Below are 22,043 nucleotides of genomic sequence, written 5' to 3'. Positions count from 1 at the left end.
GGTCAAGCTCGCGGCCCAGGCGGTTGCTCCGCGTAAACGGATGTCTGGGGCAAGTGCCGAGACCCGCCTACAATGAAGCTCGATGGGCCGCCTGGCCCATCGCGCAGGCAATGGAGGTCACCATGGCAGCGAAACCCATCCCCGACGGCTATCACAGCGTCACACCCTACCTGATCGTCGACGGTGCCGCGCGCCTGATCGGCTTCATCGAGCAAGCCTTCGGCGGCAGCGTGTTCGAGCGCCTCGATCAGGATGGCCGCGTGCGCCACGCCGAGATGCGCGTCGGCGACTCGGTGCTGATGCTGTCCGATTGCTGCGAGGGCTGGCCGGCTATGCCGGCTGCCTTCTATCTCTATGTCGAAGACTGTGATGCGACCTATCGGCGAGCGCTGTCGGCCGGCGCCAGCTCGACGATGGAGCCCGCCGACCAGTTCTACGGCGACCGCAACGGCGGCGTGATCGACCCGTTCGGCAACCAGTGGTGGATCGCCACGCGTATCGAGAACGTCGCGCCCGACGAGCTGCAGCGTCGCGCCGCCGCCCAGCCGCCCAGCCGCGCAGCTAGCGCTCGCCGGTACGCTGCGAGCAGCCCGAAGCCCGAAGCCCGAAGCCCGAAGCCCGAAGCCCGAAGCCCGAAGCCCGAAGCCCGAAGCCCGAAGCCCGAAGCCCGAAGCCCGAAGCCCGAAGCTGCCGCTGGCCCGCCTGGCCTTGGGTGACAACCATGGGCTGAGCCGGCGGACGCCCGACGGGGCGAGTATTTGACAGCTTACTGATCAGTAAGTACAGTCGATCGCATGTCTGCCCCCATCAAACCCGATACCAAGAAACTGATTCTGGATACCGCGGAGGAGCTGCTGCTCACGCGCAGTTTCTCGGCCTTCAGCTACCAGCACATCTCGACTGCGCTCGGCGTGAAGAATGCCGCGGTCCATTACCACTACCCGAGCAAGACCGATCTCGGCGTGGCGCTGATCCAGCGCTACCGCCGCCGTTTCGCGCGCTGGACGGCGCAGCAGGAGACGCTGGCGGGCGACCCGTGGCAGAAGCTCGAATGGTATTTCGACCTGGTGGTGCGCTATTACGACCAGAACCAGCGCATTTGCCCGACCGGCGTGCTGTCGGCCGAATTCCTCGTGCTCGAGCAGCCGATGCAGACAGAGACGCGCGCCTTCATGGAAGAGCTGCTGAACTGGTGCGAGCGCATTCTCGTGGACGGGCTGGAGAAGGGCTATTTCCGCTTCAAGGGCCGTGCGCGCGACCGCGCGGCGGTCATCATGGCGGCGCTGCAGGGCGGGCTGCAGGTGGCGCGCGTGCTCGATTCGTCTGCGGTGCTCGACGACATCATCAAGCAGATCCGGCTTGGCCTCGGTGCCGGCGGGCAGCTTGGCTAATGGCGCATGCGCACGCTGGGGCTGTTCCTGCTGACCGCCGTGGCCGAGATCGTCGGCTGCTACCTGCCAGGGCTTTGGCTCAGGCAAGGCTGGGCCGCGTGGCTGCTGGTGCCGGCCGCGGCGTCGCTGGCGCTGTTCGCCTGGCTGCTGACGCTGCACCCGGCTGCGTCGGGGCGGGTCTATGCCGCCTACGGCGGTGTCTACGTGAGCGTTGCGCTGCTCTGGCTCTGGCTGGTGGATGGCATCCGCCCGACCCCGTGGGACCTCTCGGTGCTGCGCTAACGCTCGCGGGCATGGCCGTCATCATGTTCGCCCCGCGTGGGCCGCTTTGACTCGCAACACACAAAAAATCGATTAGATCAGGGAGAGATAGATGTCCACATCCAACCAGATGAGCCGCCTCGTCGGCAAGTTAGAGGGCCTGCCGGGCGGCCTCAGGCAAGGTCTGCAGACCTTCCTGCTGGGCAATGTGGTGCCGTTTCTGGGCACCGCCAGGCTCAGGTTCGAAGAGGTATCGCCGCAGCGCGTGGTGGTCAGCATCAAGAACCGCCGCCGCGTGCAGAACCACATCAAGGGCGTGCACGCCGCCGCCATGGCGCTCCTGGCCGAGACCGCGACCGGCTTTGCGGTCGGCATGCACCTGCCGGACGACAAGCTGCCGCTGATCAAGACCCTGCGCGTCGATTACCTCAAGCGCGCCCAGGGCAATATGAAGGCCGTCGCGCAGCTGCGCCCAGAGCAGATCCGGGCCATCGTCAGCGAGGAAAAAGGCGAGGTCACGGTGCCCGTCACCATCACCGACGACTCGGGCGAATCGCCGATCCAGTGCGAGATGATCTGGGCCTGGATCCCCAAGAAGCGCGATTAGCCGTGCAGGCCGACTCAACCGGTTCAGGCAGTAACTTCCGTACCCCCACACAGAAGGACGACCCATGCAACTCGAAACCATCAAGATCACGCTGGAAAACCATATCGCCCACATCGCGCTGAACCGCGCGGACAAGTCCAACGCGATGAACGAAACCATGTGGCACGACATCCGCCGCGCCTTCGACTGGGTCGATGCCGAGCCCGAGGCGCGTGTGGCCGTGCTGTCGGGCGAGGGCAAGAATTTCTGCGCCGGCATCGACCTGATGCTGATGATGGGCATCAAACAGATGATCAGCGACGACTGCGAGGCGCGCAGCCGCGAAAAGCTGCGCCGCCTGATCCTCGACATGCAGGATTGCCTGAGCTCGCTCGAACGCTGCCGCAAGCCGGTGCTCGCCGCGATCCATGGCGCCTGTATCGGCGGCGGCATCGACATGGTGAGCGCGGCCGACATGCGCTACGCCAGCGAAGATGCCTATTTCAGCGTGAAGGAGCTCGATATCGGCATGGTGGCCGACGTCGGCACGCTGCAACGCCTGCCCAGGCTGGTCGGTGAGGGCCGGGCGCGCGAGCTGGCCTTTACCTGCCGCAACGTGTCGGGCCAGGAGGCGGAGCGCATCAACCTGGTCAACCGCTGCTTCGCCGACCGCGAGACGATGATGAGCGAGGTGATGGCCATGGCCGCCAGCATCGCCAAGAAGTCGCCGGTGTCGGTGCGCGGCACCAAGGAAGTGCTCAACTACTCGCGTGACCACTCGGTGGCCGAGGGGCTGACCTTCGTCGCCGGCTGGAACGCCGCCATGCTGATGTCGGCCGACATTCAGGAGGCGATCATGGCCTCGATGCAGAAGCGCGAAGCCCAGTTCCACAACTGAGCTCCGGCCGCTTTGTGCCCCACAAACGCCCGATGCATCGGGCGTTTGTCGTATCTGGCGCAACTTATATACGCGGCCGGGCACGCCCGCCGCCAAACGCTTGCCGACCGGCGGAATCCCGCGCCTATAATGGTTTATCGGAATCGGGTCGGTGCAACGTGTGGGCTATCGTTCCTCCTCTCCCGCGACTATGACCACAACCTGGCCGCAGGGCATGCGCATGGCGATCATCGCGATTGCCTACCTGACCTCGGGCTTGCTTGGGCTGTCGCTGGGCTCCATCAATAATGCACAGATCAGCTATCTGTGGCCGCCCTCGGGTATTGCCATCGGCTGCCTGCTGCTCGGCGGGCGGCACCTGTGGCCCGGTGTGCTGCTGGGCTCATTGGCGATCAATCTGTGGATATCCGGCAATCTGTTCGCCAGCCTCATGGTGGCCTGCGGCGCCACGCTGGAAGCCTGGCTGCCGGCCCTGTGGCTCGAGCGTATGGGCCCGCGTTTCGACCCCGGCCTCGGCAGCCCGGCGAGCGTGGTGCGTTTCGCCGTCGCCGCGGGCATCGGCTGCTTCATCGGCACCAGCATCGCGATCGCAACGCTCTTGCTGTGGGGGCTGTTGCCCAGTGCCGGCATGGCGAACGGCTGGACGACCTGGTTTCTCGGCGATTTCACCGGCATGCTGGTGATCGCGCCCCTGCTGCTGTCCTATGGGCGGGTGCCGCTGAGGCAATGGCGGCCGGCGTACTGGGCGGATTTCGTGGCGTCGCAGCTTGCCGTGGTGGCGCTCAGCTACGTGATCACGTTCGGCCCGGTGCGCAGTTATTTCGACGTACCGATGTTCTTCACGCTGTTCCCCGTGCTGATCTGGACCGGGCTGCGGCTGGGGCTGCGCGAATCGGTGCTGGCGGTGCTGGTGATGGCGACGTCGATCTGCGTTGCCATGGCGTATGGCTACCAGGCCAGTATCGATGCCGAATCCTCCTTGCGCTTCTTCGAGGTGCTGCTGCTGTTCACCTCGATGTCGGCGCTGCTGCTGGGGGCCAGCCTGAGCGAGCGCAGCCGCCTGACGGCGCGGCTCGCCGCCAGCGAGCACCGTTACCGCGAGCTGTCCGAGCTGTCGCGCGACATGATCTCGCGCCACGATGCCAACGGCACCTTCCTGTTCGTCTCGCCTGCCTGCGAGCTGCTGCTCGGCTATACCCAGGGGCAGATGCTCAACCACACGCTGACCGAGCTGTGCCACGCCGATGATGTCAGCAGCCTGACCCGCGCCCTGCAGCACCTGCGCAGTGGCGACCTGGGCGGCGACATCGTGTTCCGCATGCGCCACCGCAAGGGGCACCCCGTCTGGCTCGAGGCGAGCGCGAGCCGCCGGCTGGCGGGCAGTGGCGGTGAGCTGGTGCTGGTGTCGCGCGACATCACCCAGCGCAAGCAGGCCGAGCTCGACCTGCAGTTGAGCGAGGAGCGCAGCCGGCGGCTGATCGAGCTGATGCCCGAGGCCGTGTTCCTGCACAAGGAGCAGGTATTCCAGTCCGCCAACTGGCGCGCGGCCGAGCTGCTCGAAGTGCTCAGCCCGGCGGTGGTGATCGGCCACAACTGCATGGAATTCATCCACGCCGACTACCTGCCCGTCACCGCGCAGCGACTGGCGGAGTTGAACGAGAGCGACCAGACCGTGGCCTGGGCCGAGCTGATGCTGCACCTGCCCAATGGTAAGGACAAGCTGGTCGAAATTTCGACCAGCTCGTTCTGTGTCGGGGCGGAGCGGCTGATGGTGTCGCTGGCGCGCGACATCTCGGAGCGCAAGGCCGCCGAGGCGCAGTTGCGCGAAGCCGCCAAGATCTACGAGGTGGCGCTCGAAGGTATCGTCATCCTCGAGGTCGACGGCACCATCCGCAGCGTCAATCCGGCCTTTCTGCAGCTGTGCGGCTATCCCGTGCGGGAGCTGGTCGGGCGGTCGATCCGCAGCCTGTGCGAGGGCCTGCACGACGATGTGTTTTTCACCGCTCAGACCTCGTCCCTGGCCGACACTGGGCGCTGGCAGGGTGAGATGTCGCTCAGGCGTGCCAACGGCAGTATCCTGAACGAGCTGGTGTCGCTCAGCGTGCTGCCCGGCAACGACAGTGTCTCCGCATCATACGTGGCGGTGCTGGCCGACATCACCCAGCTCAAGGAGGCTGAGGCCGAATATCGTGCCAAGGCAAACTATGACCCGCTGACCAAGCTGCCCAACCGCAACCTGTTCCAGGACCGGCTCAACCACCTGTTCCTGCAATCGGAGCGCAGCGGCCGCCATTTCGCCATCCTGTTCATCGACCTCGACGGCTTCAAGCCGGTCAACGACCAGTTCGGCCACGAGGCGGGCGATTTGCTGCTCAAAGTGGTGGCGGGCCGCTTGCGCGACTGTGTGCGCAAGAACGACACGGTGTGCCGGCTCGGCGGGGATGAGTTCCTGATGCTGCTCGAAGACATCGTCGAGCCCGATATGGTCAAGCACACCGCTGCCCGCGCGGTGGACGAGCTGCGCCTGCCGATCACCGTCGGTGGCCGGCAGGTGAATGTCTCGGCCAGCGTCGGCATCGCCATCTACCCCGAGGATGGCGACAATCCCGCCACCCTGCTCGCCAATGCCGACGCGGCGATGTATCTGGCGAAGCGCGGCGGCAAGAATCGCTACGCCTTCTTCTCGACACACCTCTGACGCGACTATTGTTTGCTTTTGATTGACGGTGTTTTGTTGATTGATCTGTTTATCTGGACAATCAAGCCGCCTAAGATGGCTCCATCGCAACCCGCTCACAGGAGCCCCTCATGAAACTCGCCCTCATCGGTGCCACCGGTTATGTCGGTTCCGCCATCCTCGCCGAAGCGCTCGCACGCGGCCACCATGTCACCGCCATCGTGCGCCACCCGGAGAAGCTGGCCACCCACGCCAACCTCACCGGCCTCGCGGCCGATGTCTACGATCCGGCCCAGGTGGCGCAGGCCGTGGCCGGCCACGATGCGGTGATCAGCGCCTTCAATCCGGGCTGGGGCGATGCGGACATCTACGCCAAGCACGTCAAGGGCTCGCAGGCGATCACGGCCGGCGTCAAGCAGGCCGGCGTCAGGCGCCTGCTCGTGGTCGGCGGCGCCGGCAGCCTGTTCATCGCGCCGGGCGTGCAACTGGTGGATACGCCCGAGTTCCCCGAGCAGTGGAAGCAGGGCGCGCTCGGCGCGCGCGAGGCGCTCAATCTGATCAAGCAGGATACCGACCTCGACTGGAGCTTCGTCTCACCCGCCGTCATGCTCGAGCCCGGCGAGCGCCGCGGCCACTACCGCCTGGGTGAGGACGAGGTGCTGATGGGCGACAACGGCCCCGCCGGGATCAGCACCGCCGATCTGGCCATGGCCATCATCGACGAAATCGAGCAGCCAAAACACATCCGCCGCCGCTTTACTGCGGCGTATTGAGCGGCCGCAGGCACAAAAAAACGGCACCGTCAGCGGTGCCGTTTCTTTCGTCTGGATGAGGGCTACTGCTGCGGTTTCTGGCGATTCTGCCCCTTATCCATTTCCTTCACCACTGCCTGGATTTCGCGTTGGCGGGCCTCGATCGACGATTGCAGGTAGAAATCCCCCTTCGCGGCCTGGTGGGCGATGCGCAGCTGGGTCAGCGCCTCGTGCGGGTTGCCGCTGAACCAGTTAGCCTCGGCCAGGGCCCGGTGCTCGTGTGCGGTGTCGTTGAGCATCGAGTAGGCGCGGGCTTGCAGGTGATACAGGCCCGGGTCGCTGCTGGTGAGGTTGAGCCGCTGGTTGATGCTGTCGAGCGCGGGCTTGGGGCGGTTGAGCCGCAGCAGCGCCTCGACCTGGCCGTAGAACAGGCCCAGCACGTCCGGGTAGCGCGCCAGCGCCTCGGTGTAGATGTGTTCGGCCTCCTTGGTGCGGCCGGCTTCGAGCTGGGTGTCGCCGATCAGCTCGTCGATATAGGGGTGGGTCAGCATCGCCTGGGCCTTGGCGGCTTCGGCCAGCGACTTGTCGTACTGGCGATCTTCCATCAGCGCGACCGCATAGCCAAAGTGTGCCGCTGCCTCGGTGCTGAATTTGCGCTCGTCTATCGTGTACTTGTAATACTGGATGGCGGCCTTGGGGCCCATCTGCAGCACGCGTATCTTCTCGCGCACCAGTGAGAAATCGGGGCTGTCCGGCACCTGTTTGTAGGGCAGCAGGTCGACGCGGGCCTGGGTGTCGGCGATGCGCTCGGTGGTCAGCGGGTGGGTGCGCAGGTAGGCGAAGGCGTTGTTGTCGAGCGCCATCGTCGCCTTTTGCATGCGCTCGAAGAAACGCGGCATGGCGCGCGGATCGAAGCCCGATTTTTCGAGTGTCTGCATACCGAGGCGGTCGGCCTCGCGCTCGTTGTCGCGGCTGTAGCCGAGCTGGGCCGAGGCACCGAGCGCCTGGGCCGAGGCGATGGCCGCGACCGGCGTGTCGCCCGAGCCGCCGCTGCGCTGCGCGGCGAGGATGGCGAGCGCGAACGCCGCCAGCATCGGCAGGGTCAGCCGGCTTTGCAATTCCATCTGCCGCGCCAGGTGGTGCTGGGTGACGTGCGAGATTTCGTGGCCAAGCACCGAGGCCAGCTCCGATTCGCTTTGTGCGGTCAGCAGCAGGCCGGTGTGGATGCCGACAAAGCCGCCCGGCAGTGCGAAGGCGTTGATCGAGCGGTCCTTGAGCGCGAAGAACTCGAAGGGGATGGTCGGGTCCTGGCTGTTCGACGCGAGCTTGTAGCCGAGCGTGTTGAGGTACTGGCTGACATCGGGATCGCGTACGAAATTCTCGCTGGCGCGGAACTGGCGCATCACGCTCTCGCCGAGCTGGCGCTCTTGCTGGGTGGACATCGTGCTTTGCGAGGAGTCGCCGAGGTCGGGCAGGCCGTCGGCCAGGGTGGCGCGCCAGCTGAAGCAGGCGAGCAGGACTAGGGTAGTGAGTAGACGCATGGTGCTATGATAGTCACTTTGGCGCGGCAGTTCCTGACACGCCTGTAAGAAAGTATTGCAAGCTGTTGGCAACGGAAAATCTTTATGCAGAACAACGATCAGCTCACCCATTTCGATGACAGCGGCCAGGCACACATGGTCGATGTCGGCGGCAAGCCGGAAACCCACCGCATCGCCGTTGCCACCGGGCGCATCACCATGCAGCCCGAAACGCTGGCCCGCATCAAGGCCGGCGACCACAAGAAGGGTGACGTGATCGGCATCGCGCGCATCGCGGCGATCATGTCGAGCAAGCGCACCGGCGAGCTGATCCCGCTGTGCCACCCGATCCCGCTGACGCGCGTGGCGGCGGATTTCCACATCATCGACGCCGACAGCGCGGTCGAGTGCACCGTCACGGCGGAAACCGTCGGCCGCACTGGCATCGAGATGGAGGCGCTGACCGCCGTCAGCATCGGCCTGTTGACCATCTATGATATGTGCAAGGCTATCGACCGTGGCATGCGCATCGACGGCATCAGGCTGCTGGAGAAGCACGGCGGCAAGTCGGGAAGCTGGAAGGCCTGAAACCGGGCCACGGCCCGCACAGTCCACGGTCGATCGACTGTTGCGGGCGGTGCGTGATACCGGTAAGGGGAGGCCGTAGACGCCACGGATGCGATGCCGGGCGAGGCGCCGTCTTCCCGCCCGTCGCCAGGATCGCCCCCTTTTCTCATCGCAAACCCTGGCTGTGGCTTGCCTTCTTGTGCGGCGTGCCGTGCCTGCCCTGTCTCGCCGGCCTCGTCTTCTGGATCTGCCGCGCCATCGACTGGTGTGCCTGCTGCTTCCTGCAATAGCGCACTGCCGCCGTTGAGCCCGTGGGCCAGGCCTCGCCTGTCGCGGCGTGGTGTGTCCCCTGATTCGGGCGGCAACTGTATCTGTCTCCGCCCCGTCGTGGTGCGGCACAATTCCCTTCCATCGGCACTTGCCGGATAAGTCTCATCCGTTTGGCCGAATCGGTCCTGCTGATGTCCTGATCCGGGCTGCTGCGAGCGGCGGGGCCGACGTAGCATGGCACTACCCATTCACCTGCAAAGGAACACGCCATGAGCAAGAAAGCCGCCCTGCTGGTCATCGATGTGCAGCAATCGTTCGAACACCGCCCCTACTGGCGCGAGGACGACGTGCCGGCATTCCGCGATGCATTGCTGGCGCTCATCGCCGGCGCCGAGGCCCAAAATGTCCCGATCGTGCACATCTTCCATTCCGAAGGCGAGAGCGGACCGTTCTCCAGGGCATCGGGCCTGGTGCGTGCGATGGACTGGCTGCCGCAGAACCAGGCCGTCAGCTTCGAGAAGCATGTACATAACGCCTTCACCGATACCGGGCTCGGCGCCTGGCTCGAAGCGCATGGCATCGGCAAGCTGATCGTGTCCGGCAGCCGCACCGAGCAATGTTGCGAGACCACTACGCGGGTGGCGTCTGACCTTGGTTACGAGGTCGATTACGTCACCGAGGCGACGCTCACCTTCCCGATGGTGCACCCGGCCACGGGGCGCGAGTACAGTCCGCAGGAGATCAAGGAAAAGACCGAGCTGGTGCTGGCAGACCGCTTCGCCGCGATCAAGACGGTCGCGCAGGCGCTGGCCGATCTCGAACCGGCGGGGGCTGCGCGCCTGCCTGCCTGACCCCGGCCGAGCGGCGCCGCGCCTTTCCCTCGCATTGGGGCTGGGCGCTGGGCGCCGCGCAGCATCCATCCACCACAACAGGCCCGAATAGCCATCATGAACGCAAGCACCATGCCACCACGCGATATCGCCCTGGCGCTCGTCGTCATCCTCGTCTGGGGCTTCAACTTCGTCGCCATCAAGTGGGGGCTGCATGGCGTGCCGCCCTTGCTGCTGTGCGCGCTACGCTTTCTGGCCACGGTGTTCCCGGCGATTTTCTTCGTCAAGCGCCCCAGGGTGCCGGCCCGCGACATCGTGCTGTATGGCCTGAGCTGGGCCGTGGTGCAGTTCGGTTTCCTGTTCAGCGCGATCCAGGTCGGTATGCCGGCCGGGCTTGCTTCCGTCGTGCTGCAGATCCAGGCCTTCTTCACGCTGCTGTTCGCGGCCGGCATGCTCGGCGAGCGCTGGCAGTCCACCCAGCTCGCCGGGCTGCTGGTGGCGATCGGCGGGCTGTGGCTGATCGGCAGCGCGCACGGGCAGAGCATGCCCTTGCCCGGTTTTCTGATGACGCTGGCGGCGGCCGTCGGCTGGGCGTTCAGCAATGTGGTGGTGCGGCGCATGACGCAGCGCGTGCCGTCGGTCGACATGCTCGCCTTCGTGGTGTGGGCCTCGCTCGTGCCGCTGGCGGTGTTCGCACCGCTGTCCTTCGTGGTGGAAGGGCCGGCGCGCGTGCTGCCGGCGCTGCAGCGCCTTGATCTTACCTCTGTGCTTTGCGTGCTCTACCTGGCCTACGCCGCCACCATCGTCGGCTATGGCTTGTGGACCTGGCTGCTCAAGCGCTATCCGGCCAACTCGGTCGCACCGTTCAGCCTGCTGGTGCCGTGGGTGGGGCTGTTGTGCGCCGCGCTGCTGCTCGATGAGCGTCTGCTCGCGCAGCAATGGGCCGGCAGCCTGCTGCTGATGAGCGGGCTGGTGCTCAACGTGTTCGGCGGCCGCTTGATCGCGCGCCTGCGGGCGAGGGTTGCCTGATGAAGCCGCTCGACATCTATTTCGTGCTGACGCCGCGTTTCGCGCTGCTCGATTTCGCCGGGCCGGCCGAGGCCTTCCGCATCGCCAACGAATTCGGCGCCGCCTTCCGGCTGCACATGGTGGCGCCGGTGGCGAGCCTGCACTGCTCGATCGGCCTGCGCCACGACGGCCTGGCCCCGCTGCCCGAGCCCTTGCCGAGCGGTGCGCTGGTGATGCTGACCGGCACCACGCGCTCTGCCGTCGATTACCAGCGGCCCGAGGCACAGCAGGTGGTGGACTGGCTCGCACGCAGCTTCACCAACACCCACCGCCTGGCCTGCGTGTGTTCCGCCAGCCAGCTCGCCGCACGTGCCGGCCTGCTTGCGGGCCGCCGCTGCACCACGCACCACAGCGTGACCGAGCGGCTGCGCGAGCTGGCGCCGACCGCCCGCGTCGAGGACGATCGCGTGTTCGTCGAGGATGGCCCGATCGCCACGGCCGCCGGCATCACCGCCGGCATCGACCTCGCGCTCTACCTGATCGAGCGCGAAGCGGGCGCCGCTATCGCCCAGCAGACCGCGCGCGAGATGGTGGTCTACCTGCGCCGCAGTGGGCAGGACCCGCAACTGTCGCCGTGGCTTGCCCACCGCAACCACCTGCACCCCACGGTGCACAAGGCGCAGGATTTGATCGCCCAGGCGCCGCAACAACACTGGTCGCTCGACACGCTGGCCGATGCGGTCCACGTCAGCACGCGCAGCCTGACCCGTCTGTTCCGCGAGCACACCGGCACCACGGTCAACGATTACCAGCAGGCGATCCGCCTGGCCCACGCGCGGCAACTGCTGGAGAACACGCACCATCCGATCGAGCGCGTCGCCGAGCTGTCCGGCTTCGGCTCGGCGCGCGACTTCCGCCGCGTCTGGGGCAAGGTCTACGGCGACAGCCCCGGCGCGATGCGTGCCGAAGGCCGAGCGTGACATGAATCCAGAAAACAGGAGAGAGCCCCATGCTGCAACTGCGACCGAACTGCGAATGCTGTAACAAGGACCTGCCGCCCGACTCGCGCGAGGCGCGCATCTGCTCGTTCGAGTGCACGTTTTGCGTGTCATGTGTAGAGGGCGTGCTGGCCGGCGTCTGCCCGAACTGCGGCGGCGAGCTGGTGCGCCGGCCGATCCGCCCGGCGGCCAAACTGGCGAAATACCCGGCCTCGACCGAGCGGGTTTACCAGCCGGCTGGGTGCGGCAAGGTGGCGTGAATCCTGGCGCGGTGCGCCGGGGGTGAGGGCAAGATGCCTACCCCGCGCAGCGCGCGAACGCCGCGCGCAATTCCGCCTCCGGCAAGCCGCGCCCGATCAGCACGATATCCGACCTGGGCGCGTCATCGCCCCATTCCCGCCCGTAATCGAAGCCTGCGATCTTGTGCACGCCCTGGAATACCAGCCGGCGCGGGTCGTCGGCGATCGCCAGCACGCCCTTGTGGCGCAGCAGGTTGTCGCCGTGTTCGTCCATCAGCGCGTTCATGAAGGCGCTGATGCGCTGGAAATCGAGCGGGCCGTCGTGGTGCAGGTGCAGCGCGGCGATATCGTCGGCGAAGGAGTTGCCGCCCGCTGCCCGCAACGCGCCGCCAGGCGTGCCTTGCGAGGGCATGTAAAGCCGCGCCTGGCTTGGTGCCTGGCGCGACAGCATGTCTTCGTCGAGGTGAAAGCCGCGCACCTCGAACAGCAGGTCGAGATCGACCTGGCCGTGGTCCAGCCGGTATTGCGGCGCCTGCAGGTTCATGCGCGCCAGCCGGGCGCTGAGCGCCTCGACGGCGGGGTCGCCGCTGAGGTCGGTCTTGGACAGCAGCAGCCGGTCGGCAAACCCCACCTGCTTGCGCGCGACGCTGTGCTCGTCGAGCTGCCGCGGGCCGTACACGGTGTCGACGACGGTGATCACCGCGTCGAGAATATAGGCCGCCGCCAGCTCGGGTGCGGCGAAGAAGGTCTGGGCGATCGGTGTCGGGTCGGCGAGGCCGGTGGTTTCGATCACCAGCCGGTCGAACTTGAGCTCGCCGGCGAGCTTGCGTTCATGCAGCGAGCGCAGGTGGTGGGCCAGGTCGCCGCGTATCGTGCAGCACAGGCAGCCGTTGGTCATCTCGACCACTTCGCTGGCTTCCTGGATCAAGAGCTCGCTGTCGATGTTGACCGGGCCGAACTCGTTTTCGATGACGGCGATCCGGTGGCCATGGTGGGCGCGCAGGATGTGGTTGAGCAGCGTGGTCTTGCCGGCGCCGAGAAAGCCGGTGAGCAGGGTGACGGGGATCGGGTTCATGGTGGCGATGGTAGTCGATTATGTGGAGTGGGCCGGGTGTATGGCCGGGCCGTCGGCGCGGTGGCCCGATGCGTTAGCGTAGCGCAAGTCGGCGGCGCCGCGCCAAGGTAACAGGGCGGCGCCCCGTGAGGAACGCCGCCCTTGGCTCGACAGGGTGTGCCCGCAGCGCGGCCCGCGCGACGGACAACCTCGTCTCGTGGCGCCAGCGCGATGCCTGGGCGCACCGTTCAGCAGCACTTGCCTGCGCCGCCGCCGTAGCGTGTCTCCTGCCGTTCGCGGAAGAAGGCCTCGTAGCTCATCGGCTCGCGCTCCGGGTGGGTGTCGCGCATGTGCTTCACATAGGCTTCGTAGTCGGGCACGCCCACCATCAGATTGGCGGCCTGCCCGAGATACTTGCCGAGTTTTTCGAGCTGGGCGAACACGGCTCAGGCCCGCGCGGCGGCGGCGACGAACGGCGTTTCCTGCGCCGTCGGGTGCGCTTCGCGATAGGCCTTGATGCAGGCCTGGATGCCGAACAGCACGATGCTGACCACGAGCAGGATGAAGCCGAAGGCGAGCGTCGCATCGACATAGTCGTTGAACACCACCTGCTGCATCTGCACCAGGCTCTTGGCCGGCGCCAGCACCTCGTCCTTGGCGAGTGCCGCTTCATACTTGTGGGCATGGGCCAGGAAGCCGACCTTGGGGTTGTCCGAGAACACCTTGAGCCAGCCCGCGCTCAGCGTGCAGATCAACAGCCAGATCGTCGGCAGCACGGTGACCCAGGCATAGCGCTCGCGCTTGAGCTTGAACAGCACCACGGTGGCGAGCACGAGGGCGATGCCGGCCAGCATCTGGTTGGCGATGCCGAACAGCGGCCACAGCGTGTTGATGCCGCCCAGCGGGTCGACCACGCCCTGGTACAGGAAGTAGCCCCAGGCCGCGACGCACAGGCCGGTGGCGGTCAGGCTGGCGGCCCACGATTCGGTCTTCTTCATCGACGGCGCGAAGGCGCCCATCAGGTCCTGCAGCATGAAGCGGCCGGCACGGGTGCCCGCATCGACGGCGGTGAGGATGAACAGCGCCTCGAACAGGATGGCGAAGTGGTACCAGAACGCCTTCATGCCGCTGCCGCCGAACACGTTCGACAGGATCTGCGCCATGCCCACGGCCAGCGTCGGGGCGCCGCCGGCACGCGAGATGATGGTCTTCTCGCCGAGCTCCTGCGCGGTCTGCGTGATCATTTCGGGGGTGATCAGAAAGCCGAAGTTCGATACGGCCGTGGCAGCGCTGGCTGCTGTCTTGCCGATGACCGCTGCCGGGCTGTTCATCACGAAGTAGACGCCCGGGTCGATCACCGCGGCGGCGACCAGCGCCATGATGGCGACGAAGCTCTCCATCAGCATGCCGCCGTAGCCGATGAAGGGCATGTGCGACTCGCTCTCGAGCAGCTTGGGCGTGGTGCCCGAGGCGATCAGCGCATGGAAGCCCGAAACCGCGCCACAGGCGATGGTGATGAACAGGAAGGGGAACATGCTGCCCGCCCACACCGGGCCGGTGCCGTCGATGAACTTGGTCAGCGCGGGCATCTTCAGTTGCGGTGCGACGAGCAGGATGCCGATGGCCAGGCCGACGATGGTGCCGATCTTGAGGAAGGTCGACAGGTAGTCGCGCGGCGCCAGCAACAGCCACACCGGCAGCACCGAGGCGACGAAGCCGTAGCCGATCAGCATCCAGGTCAGCTGTACGCCGGTGAAGGTGAACACCGGTGCCCAGATCGGGCTCGCGGCCACCTGGCCGCCACCCCAGATCGACAGCATCAACAGCACGAAGCCGATGACCGAGATCTCGCCGATGTGGCCGGGGCGGACATAGCGCGTGTACAGGCCCATGAAGATCGCGATCGGGATCGTCGCTGCCACGGTGAAGGCGCCCCACGGGCTTTCCGCCAGGGCCTTGACGACAATCAGCGCGAGCACGGCGAGGATGATCACCATGATCATGAAGGTGCCGAACAACGCGATCACGCCGGGCACATGGCCGATCTCGGACTTGATCAGGTCACCCAGCGAGCGGCCGTCGCGGCGCGTGGAGATGAACAGCACCATGAAATCCTGCACCGCGCCGGCGAATACCACGCCGGCGAGAATCCACAGCATGCCCGGCAGGTAGCCGAGCTGCGCCGCGAGCACGGGGCCGACCAGGGGACCGGCGCCGGCGATGGCGGCGAAATGGTGGCCGAACAGCACGTATTTGTTGGTGGGCACGAAATCGAGCCCGTCGTTGTTGCGCACGGCGGGCGTGGTGCGCTGCGGATCGAGCTTCATTACCTGCCTGGCGATGAACAGGCCGTAATAGCGGTAGGCGATCAGATAGACCGATACCGCCGCGACGACGATCCACAAGGCATTGATCGATTCGCCGCGATGCAGGGCGACCGTGCCGAGCGCAAACGTGCCGATCAGCGCGATGACGCCGAAGATCGCATGGCGTGAAAGTTGGTGCATGATGTGTCTCCGAACCGGTGCGCCACGGCTCATGGGCCTGGCGCTGAATGGTGAGGCTCCTTGGCTGCCTGCGGCATCCGCACCCGTGGGCGGGGCTGCTGCGGGCATCCTTCGCTCGGCTGAATCGGTACCGGCATCAGGGTAAATCCCGGCTTGCCGAGCTTGGGCTCTACTATTCTCCTTTTAGGCATTCGTTAACATTCGCAGTACTACCGGACTGCGCTGCGTAGTAATGCGTAGTGCGCCGCCGCAAATACCATGAAGCTCAAATACAAGATCGTCGCGCTTACCGTGCTGCCCCTGCTGCTCGCCATGTTTGCCATTGGCGCGCTGGTGCAGTACCGCGCCGAGCGCCTCGCCGAGCGGCAGGTGGAGCTGATCGAGGAAAGCTTCATGGCCGCCAAGCGGGCCGAGCTCAAGCACTATGTCGAGCTCGCGCTGAGCTCGATCCAGCCGCTCTACGACGCGCGGCGCGACGACCCGGCTGCGCAGGAGCAGGCCAAGGCCATCCTGCGCGCGATCAACTATGGCGACGATGGCTATTTCTTCGTCTACGACATGAGCGGGCGCAATATCGTCCACCCGCGCCAGCCGCAGCTGGTCGGGCGCAATCTGTGGAACCTGACCGACCCGCAGGGCCGCCACGTGATCCAGGCGCTGCTCGCGGCCGCCAGCCGCGATGGCGACGGCTACCAGCGCTACGGCTGGGAAAAGCCCTCGACGCACCAGCTGACCGAGAAGCTCGGCTACGTGGTGCTGCTGCCGCGCTGGGGCTGGATGGTGGGCACCGGCATCTATCTCGACGACGTCGAGCGCGCCACCGCCGAGGTGCGCGAACGCGCGCGGGCTACCGTGCGCGCGACGCTGCTCGGGCTCGGCGGCGTGGCGCTGGTGGCGGTGCTGCTGGTATTTGCGGGCGGGCTGGTGCTCAACGTCAGCGAGCACCGTCTGGCCGACAGCAAGCTCAAGGCGCTGGCCCAGCGCATCGTGAATCTGCAGGAAGAGGAGCGCGCCCGCGTATCGCGCGAGCTGCACGACGGCATCTCGCAACTGCTGGTGTCCACCAAGTTCCAGTTCGAGCTGGCGCAGCACAAGCTGCAGAGCGGCGGTGAGGGCGCCTGCGAGGCGCTCGACAAGGGCATTGCAGGCCTCGGTGACGCGATCGGCGAGGTGCGCCGCATCTCACACGACCTGCGCCCGTCCATCCTCGATACCCTCGGCCTGTCGGCCGCGCTGACGCAGCTCGCCAACGAATTCGAGCAGCGCACCGGCATCGCCGTCGCGCTCGATCAGGATGGCGGGGCGCACGTGCCGACAGACGAAGCCGTGGCGCTGTTCCGCATCGCGCAGGAAGCTTTCACCAATATCGAGCGCCACGCCGGGGCGCAGTCGGTGCGCGTCAAGCTGTCGCAGGCTGGCGGCTGCGTGCGGCTGTCCGTCGTCGACGACGGCCGCGGCTTCGACCCCGCCAGCATCGAGCGCGCAGGCGGCATCGGCCTGCGCAATATTCGCGAGCGCGTCGAGCACCTGGCCGGCCGCTTCACCCTGCAATCGCGCCCTGGCCGTACCCGGCTGGTGGTCAGCCTGCCCCTGTCATGGAAAGGCCGTTGATGAGCACCACCCCTGCCTCCCCACGCCGTATCCGCCTGATGCTCGTCGACGATCACCCGCTGGTGCGCGACGGCCTGCGCGCACGGCTCGAAGCCGTCGCCCAGATCGAGGTCGCGGGCGAGGCGGGCAGCGGCGCCGAAGCCCTGGCCCTGGCCGAGCAACTGGCGCCGGACCTGATGCTGGTCGATATCGGCATGAAGGACATGAACGGCATCCGCCTCACCGAGCTGCTGTCCGAGCGCTTCCCGGCCATCCGTGTGCTGATCCTGAGCATGTACGACAACAGCGAATACGTGACCAGCGCCATGCGCGCCGGCGCCAAGGGCTATGTGCTCAAGGACGCCGGCTCGCACGAGATCATCGCCGCCATCGACGCGGTCGCCGCCGGCGGCAGCTATTACAGCGCCGCCGCGGCCCAGGCACTGGTGAAGCCGCAGGCGCAGAGCTTCGACCTGACCGAGCGCGAAAAGGAAGTGCTGATCCTGCTCGCGCACGGCCTGTCGAACAAGGCCATCGCACAGCAGCTCGACATCAGCGTGCGCACCGCCGAAACCCACCGCCTGAGCCTGCGCCGCAAGCTCGGCATCGACAGCGCGGCAGGGCTGGTGAAATACGCGATGGAGCGGGGGTGGTTGAAGTAGGGCGCGCTTGTCAGCAAAGTCCAGATTTCACTTCAGGTGGCTGATTGCGCGGCATCTGGCGTAATCGGACGCGTTGGGCTGAATTTGCGAAGCCCAACGGTGGTAGTGAGTGTTGGGATTGTCAGACCCAACCAGGCTGTCGAGCATTTCGAGCGCGGTGTAGCCGCGCGTGGTGACGGTGTGGGCGGTGCCGTCGTTACGCTGGCCCCAGGGGTCGTAGCGCAGGCGTTCGAGCAGGTTGCCGCTGCTGTCGCTGGCGGCGACGATGCTGCCCTGGTGATCGGCGTGCAGGTACTTGAGGCTGTTGCTGGCACCGCTTTCCAGCACGGCGAAGGCGTGGCCGCCGGCGCTCAGGGTGTGGCGCCAGGTGGTCTGCCCGGCCTTGCTCTCTTCTTCCAGCGCGCTGTTCAGGTCAAGCCGGGTGTTGTCGTACCAGACGGTGCTGGCCACGCCGGCAATGCTCTTGACCTGCCTGACGCGCTGGCCGTCGCTGTCGAGCACGAAGTCGAGGCTGTCGCTGCCTTGCTGGATGTGGGTGAGCTGGCCGTTGTCGCTCCAGGTGTAGTTGCGGCCACCGCCGCTCAGAGCAGACGGCGCATCACCCTTCGCTTCAGAACATGGAGGGCGTGTTCGAAGCACAGCACAATACGCCGAATGGCAGCAAACGAGACGGCAAGACAAGCATTGGCCATGCAGTGCAATGCGCTTCGCTTCGATTGCATTCTACCGCGGGGTACGGATTACGGCCTTACCTAGGTAGCTTAAGAAAATTTCTCACAAATCTTATATAAGCCAGCTCGTGAAATGCCAAATTAGATTTGGGCTCCATTCTAGACAAGAAAGATGTCAATTCTTTACAAATATAAAAATCATCATCGTTTAAGTATGCCAAAATCGGGATAAGGGTAGGGCCCTGCATATAAAAAACACAATCAGCACCCCCTTCACCATTACGGTGAACTTTCTCATGAATTTCGTATGATTCCATGTTCATATTTTTTATTTTCTGCCATAACGAAGTGGTAGCCTGAAAATCTTTAGTGCTATCGGCAAAACATTTCACGACAGAAACAATAGACAACGCCATTGGATTCACATCGGCTTCACACGATATGTTCCAACAACCGCCTGGGGAGAAAGCCAGTATCTTATGTATGTCCACATTAACAGCAGCCATCTCCCTGCTTATTATAGTTTCTTGAAGCTGGCTACGAAGCTCCTCAACTTTGGAATAACGATAGCCAAAACATATTTCCAGATAAAACCCTTTAGTTACGCCAAAAGTTGTCAAATGCACATCAAGGTGGATTTCCAAATCATCTGAAAGGTGGTTAATCCATCTTTCCGAACGTAGCCTTTTGAAGCCAATATCTTTTAGAAAAATGTTTAGCGTTCTTCTGAAATGTTTAACAAAATTATCTGACGCCATAATTAATCCCAATACTTTGGAGGCGCACATACATCAACACCGCCCATCACGCATTTAGATGCATACTCGTAATCCCTCGCCATAAAGTACGAATCTATAAATAGTGAAATTGGAAAAAAGGACCGCAACAGAGTACCACCTGCATTGAAGTACCTAGCTGTAGTGGGACTTCTCATTATTCTAGTGGAGCTCTCTGTATATAGACTAGCAGTAAATTTACCCTGATCACGCACCAATTGATCTGGATTAATGTCTAGAACACCTTTAACGTAATAGCGACCTTCTGCAAGCGCGTCAATATGGCTTTTTTGATTTGGCGTCCATTTTGCGCAGCTCCCATTTTTGCATTCAATTGCGCTAATTTCTGCTCCCCTCCGCCCAATTATATCCATTTCGGATGCTACGCCATCTTCAAAAACGATTTGGCGATTCGTGTACGTACTCCAGCCTTGACCGTTCAATTCCGCTTGAGCTTGCACTTCAAGCGCTTTCCCTTTTTGCTGGCTCGCCAAATCATTAAACAAATAAGCAAACGCCGCCGTCACCGCCCCATTGGAGAACTTACCCCCCGCCAGGGACGAGGCCAGCCCGCCCACCACGGCGCGTGAGACGGTGCCGGCAAAGCGCCCTTCCGGCAGGCCCAGGTGCCCGGCCGAGGTGGTGAAGGCCTGGGCGATGGCGGCCGGGCCGCACTGCCCGCCCGAAGCCATGGCGCTGGCGCAGGCCACGGCGGCGTGGCCAACGACCTGTGCCACTTTCATTTCCGCTGAGGCGTGGAGCGCTGCCTCGCCATGCCCGACCGTGACACTGCCCACGCCGAAGAAGGCGGCGGCGGTGAGGCCGCCCTGAAAGGCGCCTTCCAGCGTGCCGCTCTGGACACCACCTGCGATGGCCCCGGCGATGATGGTGTTGGCAAACGCTGCCTCCGCAGTCGTTCCTGGCACCATCGCCCAGCCGATAAACCAAGGGCCGCATCGTGCGGCCCTTCTCTTAACAGCTACCCGCCGCAGGCGGGTGGATGAGGTTTTTTTAAGAGATTCCTACTTCATTCTGGGCAACATCCAAGTATTTTTTCCAGTTCTCAAACAATCGATTTTCATTGTCTTCTTTGCTGTGATGGCTTGGATCATAATCATCCATTACCGGCATATACCTCACGAAATTCTCGATCTCGCCCGGATAATCAAAGTCAGCATAAATCGTTTCGACCTTGCCTAAAGGATCATCAATCCGATCCTTGTTATCCAATGTCCACGCAAGCATCAGGTAGAGCCATTTTTTAGCCGACATCAATCCCAACTTCTCCGGCTCAGAAGCAGCGAGTTCCCTGAGTAATTCACCAACGCGGGATGTATCCGACTTGTCCAAGCAAGATAGTTCAATCTCACCTGCATCTGAGTCCGAACGAAGCCTTTCTTTCGCCAGATCAACGATATCCGACCAACCAATCATTTGGTGTTCGTAACCCCAAAGGGCCTCACGCCATGACAGTGAAACACGTTCCCGAATAAACAAAAATGGAATAGGCATCAAATTCATATCAAGGCACCTTTGGAACTCGTTGATTAGGAAGACCAGTAACAGTGCCGCCTTCAATAAAGCGCTGATGTGTCACTTTTCCAGCCGAGTCATAAATGTATTCGTAAATCCCGTTTTTGCCATTGAGGCCGCCGGGTGTTTGAAGCAAGGTGCGTTCAACGCCATCTCCGCCACGCAAGGGAAATACCTGCCCTGCCTGAAGCTGTTCTTTCGACAGGAAACTTGCTGCGCGATGTGAGGCATCAGCTTTTAAGCCACTGCTTATACGTTCAGCATTGAGAATTTGCTCTGCTGTGGTGCCTACGCCCTTTGCCGCACTAAAAAGCTCGAATACTGCCGTAGGACGGGTAATCAGCGCCACACCGATCTTGAAGATACCAACCCCATCAGCCAAGGACAATGCTAAAGCTGCTGACTCCCCCGTGTCCATGGGCATGGCTTCGGCCGCGCCTGGAATCGCTCTCATCCTTGTCTGATCAGAGTGGCGTGGTTCACTCTTCGCCACCTCATTAAACAAATAAGCAAACGCCGCCGTCGTCGCCCCATTGGCAAACTTGCCCCCTGCCAGGGACGAGGCCAGCCCGCCCACCACGGCGCGCGAGACGGTGCCGGCAAAGCGCCCTTCCGGCAGGCCCATGTGCCCGGCCGAGGTGGTGAAGGCCTGGGCGATGGCGGCCGGGCCGCACTGCCCGCCCGAGGCCATGGCGCTGGCGCAGGCCACGGCGGCATGGCCGATGACCTGTGCCACTTTCATTTCCGCTGAGGCGTGGAGGGCTGCCTCGCCATGCCCGACCGTGACACTGCCCACGCCGAAGAAGGCGGCGGCGGTGAGGCCGCCTTGCAGCGCACCTTCCACCGATCCGCTCTGGATGCCGCCGGCCACCGTACCGGCGATGACGGTGTTGAGGAAGTCGGCAGCCAGCGCGGAGCCGGCTGCTTCGGCGCTGACCAGCGGGTAACCACCGGGCCCGAGCAACCAGGCGACGACAACGGTGACGATCGGCCGTACGTAGTGTTCCCGGGTGTTGGTCCAGGCGCTGAAGCCGCTCGGGTCGGTCAGCATCATCGGGCTGTTGTAGACGTAGCTGTACGGGTTGTAGCTCTGTCCGTTGTCCGGTGCCTGGTTGACCGGGTCGACGCTGAGGAAACGTGCCAGGCGTGGGTCGTACACGCGGCCGTTCATGTGGATCAGGCCGACGCTGTCGAGTACGTCGGTTGGGCTGAACTTTATGAAGCGGCGTTATAGATCGCGCACCGTGCGACTG

At 64.1% G+C, this 22,043-nt stretch carries 22 protein-coding genes and 1 pseudogene; 14 read left to right on the top strand and 9 right to left on the bottom strand.

Translation table 11 applies throughout. The features are described from left to right. The first annotated feature begins 122 nt into the window (after positions 1-122). The 7 genes and pseudogenes from ABWL39_RS16695 (at position 123) to ABWL39_RS16665 (ending at position 6,586) form a co-directional block, all read left to right on the top strand. On the top strand, positions 123-716 hold the full coding sequence (locus ABWL39_RS16695; protein ID WP_367793850.1) for a VOC family protein: 594 nt from the start codon (positions 123-125) through the stop codon (positions 714-716). 78 nt (positions 717-794) lie between these two features. Further along, entirely contained in the window at positions 795-1,391 is a 597-nt protein-coding gene (locus ABWL39_RS16690; protein WP_367793847.1) for a TetR/AcrR family transcriptional regulator, read from the top strand. A gap of 6 nt (positions 1,392-1,397) precedes the next feature. Beyond that, positions 1,398-1,723 (top strand): annotated as a pseudogene (locus ABWL39_RS16685) (YnfA family protein). A gap of 41 nt (positions 1,724-1,764) precedes the next feature. Beyond that, positions 1,765-2,259, top strand: a complete 495-nt coding sequence (locus tag ABWL39_RS16680) for a DUF4442 domain-containing protein (RefSeq protein WP_367793845.1) — start codon at positions 1,765-1,767, stop codon at positions 2,257-2,259. 64 nt (positions 2,260-2,323) lie between these two features. Then, complete coding sequence (locus ABWL39_RS16675; protein ID WP_367793842.1) at positions 2,324-3,136, top strand: crotonase/enoyl-CoA hydratase family protein; 813 nt, start codon at positions 2,324-2,326, stop codon at positions 3,134-3,136. A gap of 190 nt (positions 3,137-3,326) precedes the next feature. After that, positions 3,327-5,834 (top strand): diguanylate cyclase, encoded by a 2,508-nt coding sequence (locus tag ABWL39_RS16670; RefSeq protein ID WP_367793839.1) that lies wholly within the window; start codon positions 3,327-3,329, stop codon positions 5,832-5,834. A gap of 110 nt (positions 5,835-5,944) precedes the next feature. Then, positions 5,945-6,586, top strand: a complete 642-nt coding sequence (locus ABWL39_RS16665) for an NAD(P)-dependent oxidoreductase (RefSeq protein ID WP_367793836.1) — start codon at positions 5,945-5,947, stop codon at positions 6,584-6,586. A gap of 62 nt (positions 6,587-6,648) precedes the next feature. Here the strand turns inward: ABWL39_RS16665 and ABWL39_RS16660 are convergent, their stop codons facing one another. Beyond that, the gene (locus ABWL39_RS16660) at positions 6,649-8,106 is read right to left on the bottom strand and encodes a M48 family metalloprotease (RefSeq protein ID WP_367793833.1); all 1,458 of its coding nucleotides are present in this window, start codon (positions 8,104-8,106) and stop codon (positions 6,649-6,651) included. Between the two features lie 84 nt (positions 8,107-8,190). Here ABWL39_RS16660 and moaC point away from each other — a divergent pair, with 84 nt between their 5' ends. The 5 genes from moaC (at position 8,191) to ABWL39_RS16635 (ending at position 12,018) form a co-directional block, all read left to right on the top strand. Then, positions 8,191-8,673, top strand: a complete 483-nt coding sequence (gene moaC, locus ABWL39_RS16655) for a cyclic pyranopterin monophosphate synthase MoaC (RefSeq protein ID WP_367793830.1) — start codon at positions 8,191-8,193, stop codon at positions 8,671-8,673. Between the two features lie 518 nt (positions 8,674-9,191). Beyond that, a complete protein-coding gene (locus ABWL39_RS16650; RefSeq protein WP_367793827.1) occupies positions 9,192-9,773 on the top strand; it encodes an isochorismatase family protein in 582 nt (193 codons plus the stop codon). A gap of 96 nt (positions 9,774-9,869) precedes the next feature. After that, on the top strand, positions 9,870-10,781 hold the full coding sequence (locus tag ABWL39_RS16645; RefSeq protein ID WP_367793824.1) for an EamA family transporter: 912 nt from the start codon (positions 9,870-9,872) through the stop codon (positions 10,779-10,781). Continuing rightward, entirely contained in the window at positions 10,781-11,740 is a 960-nt protein-coding gene (locus ABWL39_RS16640) for a GlxA family transcriptional regulator (protein WP_367793821.1), read from the top strand. The genes ABWL39_RS16645 and ABWL39_RS16640 overlap by 1 nt, the downstream gene beginning before the upstream one ends. 29 nt (positions 11,741-11,769) lie before the next feature. Further along, positions 11,770-12,018: a DUF1272 domain-containing protein gene (locus ABWL39_RS16635; protein ID WP_367793818.1), complete on the top strand. Its 249-nt coding sequence runs from the start codon at positions 11,770-11,772 to the stop codon at positions 12,016-12,018. Between the two features lie 37 nt (positions 12,019-12,055). Here ABWL39_RS16635 and ABWL39_RS16630 read toward each other — a convergent pair whose 3' ends face one another. The 3 genes from ABWL39_RS16630 to ABWL39_RS16620 form a co-directional block, all read right to left on the bottom strand. After that, positions 12,056-13,072: a GTP-binding protein gene (locus ABWL39_RS16630; RefSeq protein WP_367793815.1), complete on the bottom strand. Its 1,017-nt coding sequence runs from the start codon at positions 13,070-13,072 to the stop codon at positions 12,056-12,058. A gap of 227 nt (positions 13,073-13,299) precedes the next feature. After that, positions 13,300-13,494 (bottom strand): YbdD/YjiX family protein, encoded by a 195-nt coding sequence (locus ABWL39_RS16625; RefSeq protein ID WP_367793812.1) that lies wholly within the window; start codon positions 13,492-13,494, stop codon positions 13,300-13,302. A gap of 3 nt (positions 13,495-13,497) precedes the next feature. Further along, entirely contained in the window at positions 13,498-15,558 is a 2,061-nt protein-coding gene (locus ABWL39_RS16620; protein WP_367793809.1) for a carbon starvation CstA family protein, read from the bottom strand. A gap of 258 nt (positions 15,559-15,816) precedes the next feature. Here ABWL39_RS16620 and ABWL39_RS16615 point away from each other — a divergent pair, with 258 nt between their 5' ends. Then, positions 15,817-17,169 (top strand): cache domain-containing protein, encoded by a 1,353-nt coding sequence (locus tag ABWL39_RS16615; protein ID WP_367793806.1) that lies wholly within the window; start codon positions 15,817-15,819, stop codon positions 17,167-17,169. After that, a complete protein-coding gene (locus ABWL39_RS16610) occupies positions 17,169-17,810 on the top strand; it encodes a response regulator (protein ID WP_367793803.1) in 642 nt (213 codons plus the stop codon). The genes ABWL39_RS16615 and ABWL39_RS16610 overlap by 1 nt, the downstream gene beginning before the upstream one ends. Positions 17,811-17,837: 27 nt before the next feature. Here ABWL39_RS16610 and ABWL39_RS16605 read toward each other — a convergent pair whose 3' ends face one another. From ABWL39_RS16605 to ABWL39_RS16585, 5 genes are all read right to left on the bottom strand, one after another. Next, positions 17,838-18,449, bottom strand: coding sequence for a hypothetical protein (locus tag ABWL39_RS16605; RefSeq protein WP_367793800.1), 612 nt, complete (start codon positions 18,447-18,449; stop codon positions 17,838-17,840). Positions 18,450-18,558: 109 nt separating this feature from the next. Further along, entirely contained in the window at positions 18,559-19,269 is a 711-nt protein-coding gene (locus ABWL39_RS16600) for a hypothetical protein (protein ID WP_367793797.1), read from the bottom strand. Further along, positions 19,242-20,186 (bottom strand): hypothetical protein, encoded by a 945-nt coding sequence (locus ABWL39_RS16595; protein WP_367793794.1) that lies wholly within the window; start codon positions 20,184-20,186, stop codon positions 19,242-19,244. The genes ABWL39_RS16600 and ABWL39_RS16595 overlap by 28 nt, the downstream gene beginning before the upstream one ends. A gap of 82 nt (positions 20,187-20,268) precedes the next feature. Next, positions 20,269-20,778, bottom strand: coding sequence for a DUF2247 family protein (locus ABWL39_RS16590; protein ID WP_367793791.1), 510 nt, complete (start codon positions 20,776-20,778; stop codon positions 20,269-20,271). A 1-nt stretch (position 20,779) separates the two neighbouring features. Further along, positions 20,780-22,009: an RHS repeat-associated core domain-containing protein gene (locus ABWL39_RS16585; RefSeq protein ID WP_367794051.1), complete on the bottom strand. Its 1,230-nt coding sequence runs from the start codon at positions 22,007-22,009 to the stop codon at positions 20,780-20,782. Positions 22,010-22,043: the final 34 nt, after the last annotated feature.

Origin of the sequence: Chitinivorax sp. PXF-14 (assembly GCF_040812015.1) — a bacterium.
In the GTDB taxonomy this organism is placed as follows: Bacteria; Pseudomonadota; Gammaproteobacteria; order Burkholderiales; family SCOH01; genus JBFNXJ01.
Note: the sequence above shows the minus strand (reverse complement) of the source record. Positions and strands in the feature narration are given on the sequence as shown.